This is a genomic window from Candidatus Hydrogenedens sp. (assembly GCA_035378955.1).
Classification (GTDB): Bacteria; Hydrogenedentota; Hydrogenedentia; order Hydrogenedentales; family Hydrogenedentaceae; genus Hydrogenedens.
This window is the reverse complement of sequence record DAOSUS010000028.1, coordinates 27,425-36,876: the sequence shown is the minus strand read 5'-3', so window position 1 is coordinate 36,876 and position 9,452 is coordinate 27,425. Positions and strand designations below refer to the sequence as shown.

At 38.4% G+C, this 9,452-nt stretch carries 7 protein-coding genes; 4 read left to right on the top strand and 3 right to left on the bottom strand.

Going from position 1 to position 9,452, the window contains the following annotated elements; all coding sequences use genetic code 11:
* Window positions 1-18: 18 nt before the first annotated feature.
* Genes PLA12_07610 through PLA12_07600 form a run of 3 tightly spaced genes read right to left on the bottom strand, consistent with a single transcriptional unit; the run spans window position 19 to window position 2,738 of the window.
* Window positions 19-498 (bottom strand): MBL fold metallo-hydrolase, encoded by a 480-nt coding sequence (locus PLA12_07610; protein ID HOQ32363.1) that lies wholly within the window; start codon window positions 496-498, stop codon window positions 19-21.
* A gap of 37 nt (window positions 499-535) precedes the next feature.
* Window positions 536-1,501: an ABC transporter substrate-binding protein gene (locus PLA12_07605; protein ID HOQ32362.1), complete on the bottom strand. Its 966-nt coding sequence runs from the start codon at window positions 1,499-1,501 to the stop codon at window positions 536-538.
* A gap of 37 nt (window positions 1,502-1,538) precedes the next feature.
* Window positions 1,539-2,738 carry a hypothetical protein gene (locus tag PLA12_07600; protein ID HOQ32361.1) on the bottom strand — a complete coding sequence of 400 codons (1,200 nt, stop codon included), beginning with the start codon at window positions 2,736-2,738 and terminating at the stop codon, window positions 1,539-1,541.
* Window positions 2,739-2,955: 217 nt separating this feature from the next.
* Between PLA12_07600 and tgt the strand changes: the two genes are divergently transcribed.
* The 4 genes from tgt to PLA12_07580 all read left to right on the top strand — a co-directional run bounded on the left by tgt (window position 2,956) and on the right by PLA12_07580 (window position 9,421).
* Entirely contained in the window at window positions 2,956-4,077 is a 1,122-nt protein-coding gene (gene tgt, locus PLA12_07595; protein HOQ32360.1) for a tRNA guanosine(34) transglycosylase Tgt, read from the top strand.
* Window positions 4,078-4,270: 193 nt separating this feature from the next.
* Window positions 4,271-4,537: a preprotein translocase subunit YajC gene (yajC, locus tag PLA12_07590; protein HOQ32359.1), complete on the top strand. Its 267-nt coding sequence runs from the start codon at window positions 4,271-4,273 to the stop codon at window positions 4,535-4,537.
* Window positions 4,538-4,605: 68 nt separating this feature from the next.
* Complete coding sequence (gene secD, locus PLA12_07585; protein HOQ32358.1) at window positions 4,606-7,335, top strand: protein translocase subunit SecD; 2,730 nt, start codon at window positions 4,606-4,608, stop codon at window positions 7,333-7,335.
* A 97-nt stretch (window positions 7,336-7,432) separates the two neighbouring features.
* Entirely contained in the window at window positions 7,433-9,421 is a 1,989-nt protein-coding gene (locus PLA12_07580) for a cation:proton antiporter (GenBank protein HOQ32357.1), read from the top strand.
* Window positions 9,422-9,452: the final 31 nt, after the last annotated feature.

The following is a 9,452-nucleotide window of genomic DNA, read 5'->3' as shown; positions in this document are numbered from 1 at the left end:
AATTGGGTGCATTGAGGGTCAAGATAAAAATGTGGCGGGATTTTCAAAAGGAGTTGTTCGGGGTATTGTACCAGAGACAAAAATATTATCTGTTATTTTTGTAGATATTTTAGTGGGGACAAATTGGGTTATATCATTTAATATTTTTAGAGAAGGACCTCTATAACCAATTTCACGAATTTTCCCATCTGCATCTTTAACATACCTTTTACGAAAAGCATCTGGATGAGCAAATACTTTTTGAATGCGGACAATCTTAAAAAGTTTCTTCATTCCCCCAGTATGGTCGTAATGCCCATGACTGAGAATAAGATAATTAATAGACGATAAATCTATATTCAACCTTTTGCTATTATGAATGAGTGCATATCCGGCACCTGTATCAAACAATAGGGTATGTTTCTTATGCTGAATGAAAAAGGCTAATCCATGCTCTCCTAATAGTCCTGTTTTACCTACTGTGTTTTCGCATACAATTGTTATAGAAATATTATGCATTTGTTTTAGCGATATTTGTTAATACAGGGATAATATATTAACTGGGGTTCAGGATTTTTTGGATTTCAGGGTCATTCATATTTTCAGGAGTCACAATAGTAACACCCGTGTCAATTCTTTTCTCAACAGGTTTTCCTTGTATTGCATCATAGGCACTTTTTACACCGAGATAACCCATCTTAAATGGATTTTGCACAATAAGTGCCTGTATGACGCCCTCTTTTAGTGCTTGAATTTCTTCTTCCGCAGCGTCAAATGCCACAATTTTTATCTGACCTGCCTTCCCTTTACTTCGAATGGCTTGAGCGCAACCTACCGCACTGGATTCGTTAGCAGCGAAAATCCCTTTTATATTTGGGAAAGAGGTCAACATATCGTTAGTAACATCCATAGCCTTTGCTACATTACTATCACTATATAGAGTAGAAACTAATTTAATATTGGGATACGCCGATATGCCTTCTTTAAATCCGCGTTCCCGCATTTCAGAAGTAGCGGCTCCTGCAACGAAAGGAATTAAACCCACTTCCCCTTCTTCACCGATAAGTTTTGCAAGGGTTTGCGCTGCGATTTTGGCACCCGCTACATTATCCGTTGCTACAAAGGACATAGGCTTATCCGAATTAACACCCGAATCTATGGTTATTACAGGAATACCTTTATTAACAGCTGTCTCTACAATTCCAATGAGGGCATTAGCATCACTGGCAGCAAGAACAATGGCAGAGACTCCGCGATTTATCATGTCCTGAACGATATTAATTTGTTGTTCAATTTCTGTCTCTTTGGCTGTTCCCTGCCATACAATTTTTACTCCCAATTCTTTCCCTGCTTGTTCTGCTCCCGCTTTAACAGTTAACCAGAACTGATGGGAAAATGATTTCGGTATAACTGCTATTTCTAAGGTCTTTTTTCCGGGTTCTGGGGTGGGTGCTTTTTGGGAGGGACCACAAGACACGAAAATACAAGATATAACAATCAACAATAACATTTTTTTGAACATACCTTTACTCCTTTAGCAATTAAAATTTTTATTCATATTAACGAGGCACATAGTACCGTTCGCCAGTGCCCACTACTTCAATAGCAATTCCGTGTGTCTTTACATCCAGCAATCGAACAGATGTGCCGGGAATCATTTCACCTACATATACTTTTGTAAGATTGATAATGGCTAAACCATGTGGATTTTTCGGTCCTGCTTCGCGGAGGACATTGAGTTTCATATCATCCAGACCTAAACGAGCCCTGTCTGATGTTCTCAATACAGGTAACCTTGTCATATCTACGGTTTCTTCTGTATTTGGTTTTGGTAATGATAATACCTGCTGAAATTGTTCAGGTTTTAACGAAGGTGGTGGCTCTAAATCTTTTGTCACAACAGAGGTAGAAGTTGTTGTTTGTGCTGGCGTAGGTTGAGAAACGATTGGCTTTTGAGAATCCGTTGGATTCGTTGTTTCATTATTTGAGGTAACATTTGCAATAGAAGGAGAACTTTCTAAAGAAGGAGTTTCCTTGCTTGTTTGTGCTGGAACATCTTCTTTAATTTCCGGAGGAGGGGTGGGTGGTGGAGTTTCTTTCTTAACTTCCTCCACAACAGGAGCCGGTGTCTCCCGGGGTATATTTTTAGCAACTTGAACAGGAGGTTCCGTCGCAATTGCAGGCTGTTCCACAGGGATAGATGCTTCAGGCTTTTTTCCCGGTGGTTCTGTTTTTGTTGTTTCCTGTTTATTTGATGAATTTGAAATAGGTGGAGATGGAGGAGGTTCGGATACAACTGTTTTCTCTTTTGCATTATCTGCCGTATTATCCGTTACCGAAGGAGTAGATGGCGTTTCTTTATTTTCTGATTGTATTTCCTGTGGTGGCGATACCTCTTTCTCGGGTTGGTTTATGGGAGGGGGTGTTTCCGTTGGCTTTTGCTGCGATGTCATTACTTCTGCAGAAGTAGATGGAATTGTATTTTTTGCAATTTGTGTTTTTACAACCCATAAAGACGCAGATATAGAGATAATACTTATTACAATAACAAATACAATTATCCCGCCAATAAGTAATTTCGGTGATATAACAGGAGCGACTGTATCTTGAAGTGGAATAGGTTTTTCTGGTTTTGCTATAGCAGAAATGGAAATAGGTTCTGAAAGTTCTTGTTCCTCTTCCTCTTCTTTTTCGAGTAGTTTTAACTGTCGCTGTTTTTCTTCCTCGAGTTTTTTCAATGCATCGAGGATTGAACTCATAATAATTATCTCCTTAAAAATATATTTTCAGTTAATATTTTACAAAAATGAAGAAAAGGAAAAAAAGTAACAATTCATCGTATTGATTTTTTATCCTTTATTTTATTACACTATTATACCTTTGGACAGGCAAAGAGAGGAAATAAAAAAGAAATATTTTTAAATGTTTTAGAAATTTTATGAATATTTATTAATATATATTGAATCAGGTTAAAAAATGTTTTTTCAGATAGAACATAAAGATAAAAATTGTAATGCAAGAACAGGAAAAATACATCTGGAACATGGGGTAGTAGAGGTTCCTGTGTTTATGCCTGTAGGCACGCAAGCATCTGTAAAGGCATTAACGCAGGAAGAATTAGAGGAGATAGGAACAACCATCATTCTTTGTAATGCGTATCATCTGTATTTGCGTCCGGGGTTGGAAACCTTATCTGTTGCGGGGGGGATACATCCTTTTATGAGTTGGGAAAAGCCTATTTTAACCGACTCGGGTGGATTTCAATTGTTTAGTTTAGCCCACCTGAATAAAGTTACGAACGAAGGCGTTATTTTCCAGAGTCATATTGATGGTTCGCGACATCATATCACACCCGAAAAGATGATTCAGTTTCAGATGGATATTGGTGCCGATATTATTATGAGTTTTGATGAGTGCACACCTTATCCTATATCCCATAAAGATGCAGAAAAATCTATGCGGAGAACAATCGTATGGGAGAGAAAAGGTTTTGATTACTGGAAAGAACAGAAGGAGGGTTCTTATTCCCAATTATTCGGAATTTTACAAGGCAGTGTTTATGAAGATTTACGAAAAAAATGTGCGGAGGAATTGTGTGAGATTGATTTTCCCGGTTTTGCTATTGGTGGAGTGAGTGTAGGTGAAACAGATGAAGAAAGACATACCATCACAGAAATTTCCGCAAATTTATTACCCGAAAGGAAACCAAGATATTTAATGGGAGTAGGTGCACCGGAAGATGTATTATGGGCTGTTCGTTGTGGCGTAGACATGTTCGACTGTGTTATGCCTACGAGAAATGCTCGCAATGGTTGCCTTTTTACCTCTCATGGAAAATTGAATATACGCAATGCACGGTTTGTTCGCGATTTTACTCCTATAGATGAAGAGTGTGATTGCCCTGTATGTAAACGCTATACACGCGCTTATTTGAGCCATCTTTACAGAGCAAAAGAAATTTTGGCATTCCGTTTGAATACTTTACACAATGTCTATTTTATGTTAAAATTATTTGAAAAAGTTCGTCAGGCTATTCGGGAAAACCGATACCTCGATTTTTATAACGACTTCTTTTCCAAGTATAATATAGGGAATTAGAGGTTAAGGTGTAAGTAGATTTATATATTGTGCTACTTATTTTTCCCTTTACCGAACAAACGCTAAGAAAGGTATTTTTATGTGGCGATTTCTTTTGGCACAGACGGAAGAAGCAGTTCCATCGGAGGCAGTCTCTACAGCACAAAGTGCGGGAGAACAAACAACGGCAACTCCTCCCAGCCCGTGGGGTAGTATGCTTCCGATGATTTTAGCATTCATTGCGATTATGTATTTTTTGATGATTCGTCCCCAACAAAAAAGAGAAAAGGAACGGCGCGAAATGTTAAATTCATTGGCAAAAGGAGATAAAGTTGTAACTACAGGTGGAATGTATGGAACGGTTGTAGATTTATCTGAGGAGAAAGTAACACTTCGTGTAGATGATAAAGTTGAAATAGATTTCATTCGTGGTGCAGTAGCCCAAATTGTTTCAAAGGCGAATGGCGATAAAAAGAAATAATTTTTTTAACATATAATAAATAAAAACATTCTATAACAATAAACAATAAAAGGAGCAAAATTAGGTCCATGAATATTCCGTATCGTGCATTAATTATCTGGATTGTTATTATCTGGTCAATAGTTCAGGTATATCCGACTATAGGTTGGCTTACCCTGTCTGATGAGGCTCGTCAAGCCCGTCTGGAAAGGTGGAGACAAGAAGATGATGAATGGGCAAAGAAAAAACATAGTTATACCGAAGATTTGTGGAAAACCATTCGTAGATGGGCAGAGTTTGACCGGGACCGTGTTATAAATCTTGGATTAGACCTGCAAGGTGGAGTACACATGGTACTTCGCTTTGATATTAAAGATTTGCCACCGGAACGGTTGCAGGAATATCGAGACCGTCGCTATACAGATGCCAATATTGAGAAAGAAGTGCAGGAAATTGTTCTTCAGCAAATACGGCGAAGAGTGAATGAATTTGAAGCCAAAGAACCTGTTATTCAGGCATTGGGTACTAATCAGATTCAAATACAATTACCGGGTGAAAAAAATGTAGAACGGGCGAAAAATCTTGTGAAGAAAACAGCCCAATTAAATTTCCATATCGTAGCAGAAATGTCGGATATTATTCAGGTATTTCAGAAAATAAAAGACAAATATCCGGAAGAATTTAATGCCTTTATTCAACGCCCGAAATTAAAAGGAGACCATTTTACAGTCCGCGTTGAGAATTATGACCGCGTTCGTCGTTTGATTGAAGCCTGTGAAAAGGAAGGAATTATCCCTGAGGATAAGATGTTAGCGTTCAGTCAACCCCTGAAACCCTATGAAGACCAAGTTTATAAATTATATTATATAGATAGAAAACCCATTGCTTCGGGTGATGGGTTGCGTTCTGCTATGGCTATTCCTGACCAGAATAATCCCCCTCATTGGAAAATTCTATTTGAGTTTAATAATTCCGCAGGGGCTCTTTTTGGTGAAGCTACCGAGAAAAATATCAATAAAGCCATGGCAATTGTTCTCGATGGTATGGTTTGTTCAGCACCCGTCATTAGAGACCGTATTACAACAAGAGGTGAGATTACTGGAAACTTTGAACAACCCGAAGCAACAGACCTGGCTATTGCCTTAAATTCCGGTTCAATGTTTGTCCCCGTCAAGGAAGAGTTTACGCGTATTGTTGGCGCAAGTCTGGGTGCTGATGCGGTAAATAAAAGCATAACCTCAGCAGTTATATCTTTAATAATTGTAAGTGGGTTTATGGTCGTTTATTACCTCTGGGCAGGGCTTGTTGCTCTTATTGGACTTGTTGTTAACTTCCTGATAATTCTTGCCTTGATGGCATATTTTGAGATGACTCTTACACTACCGGGTGTTGCAGGTCTTATTTTGACCATCGGTATGGCTGTGGACGCTAATGTGCTTATTTATGAACGCATTCGGGAAGAATTAAAATTAGGTCATGCTTTAGCCACAGCCGTAAGCAATGGTTTCGCAAGGTCTGCTGTAACCATTCTCGACGCCAATATCACAACATTGATAGCTGCTGCAGTACTATTACAATTTGGTACAGGACCGATTGAAGGGTTTGCTATAACATTAAGTGTAGGTGTATGTGCCAGTGTTTTCGCTGCATTAGTTGTCTGTCATGCATTATTTGACTTTTTATTAGACCGAAGAATTGTAAAATCATTGTATATGTTAAGTGTTATTCCGATGAAACCCAAAATTCCATTCCTGCAACTCAGATATTATGCTTTTTTATTTAGTGGAATATTAATAGTAGCAGGTATGGCAGTGTTTGCATGGAGAGGCAAGGAGAACCTTGGAGTTGATTTTGTTCAGGGAACAAATATTAATGTGCAAATAAACAATGAGCAACCTATACAACCCGGAGCCGTGCGTGAAGCATTAGCAAAAAGTGGTTTTGGGAAAGCCATTGTTCAATTAACCAGTGAAGAAGATGTGGAAGCAGGAAATCGCTTTTTGATTCGTATTGCAGAAACAGATATAAAAGGAATAACCTCTACTTCAACACCTCCAACAGAAAAAGAAGAAGGAACTGTCAATACGGCTCCTTTGACAGCCTCTATGTCCAAGAACATAGATGGAGGTGATATTGGAGGAATGATTCAAAAAGCCCTGGCGCCTCTTACAAAGAGTGGGAAGTTCGAAGATGTGGCAATTGAAGACCAGCAGACAGTCGGTCCCGCGGTCGGGGCACAGCTGAGAACAGACGCAATTAAATGTATTTTCTGGTCATTTATTTTCATTATTATGTATCTCTGGTTCCGATTCGAACTTAAATTTGGTGTTGCTGCTGTTCTTGCTTTGGTGCATGATGTGTCAATTACATTAGGAACTTTTGCTGTGTTGCGTCGGCAAATTGATATGGGTGTTATTGCGGCGATTCTGACTATTATTGGGTATTCTTTGAATGACACTATCGTCATATTCGACCGTGTTCGTGAAAATATGAAGTTATATCGAGGCAAAGGATATAAGTATATGGATATACTTAATATATCTATTAACGAAACATTAAGTCGAACTATTTTAACTTCATTAACTACATTATTTACTGTAGTAGTATTGTTTATATTTGGTGGTATTGCTATTCATGATTTTGCATTGGCACTACTTGTAGGAATTGTAATTGGAACTTACTCTTCTATCTTTGTGGCTTCGCCTATTGTGCTTATTTGGCAGGAGAAGAGTGAACAAAGACAATTGCGATTGGCAGGACAGACAAAGTCAGGTTCCGTTAAGAAATCCCCACAGGTAAAGGCAGGAGCAAAAATATAAATTTGTGCTCGAAAAAAATTTTTTTTAGGAGATTCTCAGGGAGAGATTTTACTCTCCCTGATTTTTTTTAGAAAATTTGGTATTATAAGTTAAATTTATGGATGTATCTATTCTCATATATTTGGGTATTCTTTTTGGCACTGCGTTGCTTATCGCCCTGTTATTCCGTGCTATTCGGTTTCCTTCCATTATCGGCTTTATACTTGCAGGGGTGATATTAGGACCCTCAGGATTAGGATTGTTTTCAAAAATATGGGTTCCTTATTTCATTGATTGGGGTGCCGTGCTTCTATTATTTATTATTGGTCTCGAATTAAGCCACTCTTTATTTTTGAAATCTGCAGGAACCTTATTGAAAGCGGGTGGTTTACAAATCGCCATTCCGTTCGTCGTTTTTGCCCTGTTTCTTTATGGGCTTACGGAATTAGGTGTAGGATTAAAAATAATTGTTTTGAGTTTTATCCTATGTCTTAGTAGCACAGCGGTGGTAATTCGATACCTTCAAGACCGTGGGGAGGTAGAAACTGCATACGGTTTGCTAACAACTACACTGTTAATCTTTCAGGATATCGCAACCCTTGCTTTCCTTGTATTGATTTCATTTTTATCTTCAGATTCTTCATCTCAAGGTGGAATAACAGGAAAAATACTTGGTCTGGTAATAGGCTCTCTTATACTTATAAGTATTATACCCGGCAGGAATGTTATTCCCCGTGTCGTGTCTTATATAGCATATCGTGGAGGACTGGATTTACTTACTCTCTTTGCATTATTTTGCGCTATTTTAGGAGCGTTAGTGGCTCATTATTTAGGTTGGTCTGCTGGATTAGGGGCATGCATTGCTGGGCTTTTAGTGGGACAATCGGATGAGCGTCATCAATTAGTTGCGGAAGTGCAACCTTTTCAAGATGTTATTTATGCACTATTCTTTATTTCTTTAGGAATGGCTTTCCCTCTGGAATGGGTTATTACGCATTTCTCAATGTTTTTAATCCTTGTAATAGGCATATTAATTGTCCGATTTTTATTAAACGGAGTAGCACTAAAAATAGCAGGAATTCCATCACGTCTCTCAATCCTTGTGGCTGTTCAATTATTACCTCTTAGTGAATTCGGTTTTATTATTTGTCGCGAATTCTCTAAAGGAGATTATATCTCATCGGATATTTTAGATGGAGTAACAGCTATTACTACAATTACAATGATTCTTGGGAGTTTCTTCCTGTTGTATATTGAACCCTTAAATCGTCTTTTAACACAATGGCTTTCATCAGAAAAGGAAGAGGAAGATAAGCAAGAGCATATAGGCCCTCATGTGGTCATTATTGGATTTGGCTTAACAGGAGAAAATCTGTCCAAAGTCTTGAAATCTACAGGGATTCCTTTTGTCGTCATAGAGATGAACAAAGAATTAGCTCGAAAAGCCAAAGAACTTTCTCCTAACAAATTAATTATTGGGGATGCGATACAAAGAACTATTTTGAATCAAGCTGATTTAGATACTGCTCAGGCAGTTGTTATTGCATTGAACGACCCTATGGCTTGCCGAAAGATTGTAGGACAAATTGCTTCAAGATACCCCCATCTTTATATCTTGGTGAAAACACGGTTCGTTCATGAAATTGAACCTTTGAAAAAATTGGGAGCAAAACAGGTCATTCCAGAAGACTTTGAGACCTCTATCGAAGTGATTGCACATATCTTAAAACGATGTGGTGTCCCCGATAATATCGTTGAGGCAGAAACTATCGCTGTGCGTGTAGATGGTTATGCTATGTTACGAGGAAAAGCCAGTTCGCGTGCAGGAATTGAAGAGATGATAAAAATTTTGGAACGGACTACTACGCAAACATATTATTTGGGTGAGAAGAGTTTCGCCATTGGGAAAACACTTGCAGAGATAGAATTAAGAAAGAGAACGGGTTGTTCTGTTATTGCTATAGTTCGAGCCGGAAATCCTACACCCAGTCCACCCGGAGATTTTGTTCTACAAGCAAATGATGTGCTTGTCCTTGTCGGTGCCCATGCCCAGATAGAATCTGCAAGAAAACTTTTAGAAGAAACGGAAGCCCCCAACATTCAATAACCCTCTAAACATTGTTCTTCTAATGAAATCC

Excerpts from the sequence above, each read along its gene's own strand:
- PLA12_07610 (HOQ32363.1), bottom strand. The coding sequence starts at position 498 with ATGCATAATATTTCTATAACAATTGTATGCGAAAACACAGTAGGTAAA.
- PLA12_07605 (HOQ32362.1), bottom strand. The coding sequence starts at position 1,501 with ATGTTCAAAAAAATGTTATTGTTGATTGTTATATCTTGTATTTTCGTG.
- PLA12_07600 (HOQ32361.1), bottom strand. The coding sequence starts at position 2,738 with ATGAGTTCAATCCTCGATGCATTGAAAAAACTCGAGGAAGAAAAACAG.
- tgt (HOQ32360.1), top strand. The coding sequence starts at position 2,956 with ATGTTTTTTCAGATAGAACATAAAGATAAAAATTGTAATGCAAGAACA.
- yajC (HOQ32359.1), top strand. The coding sequence starts at position 4,271 with ATGCTTCCGATGATTTTAGCATTCATTGCGATTATGTATTTTTTGATG.
- secD (HOQ32358.1), top strand. The coding sequence starts at position 4,606 with ATGAATATTCCGTATCGTGCATTAATTATCTGGATTGTTATTATCTGG.
- PLA12_07580 (HOQ32357.1), top strand. The coding sequence starts at position 7,433 with ATGGATGTATCTATTCTCATATATTTGGGTATTCTTTTTGGCACTGCG.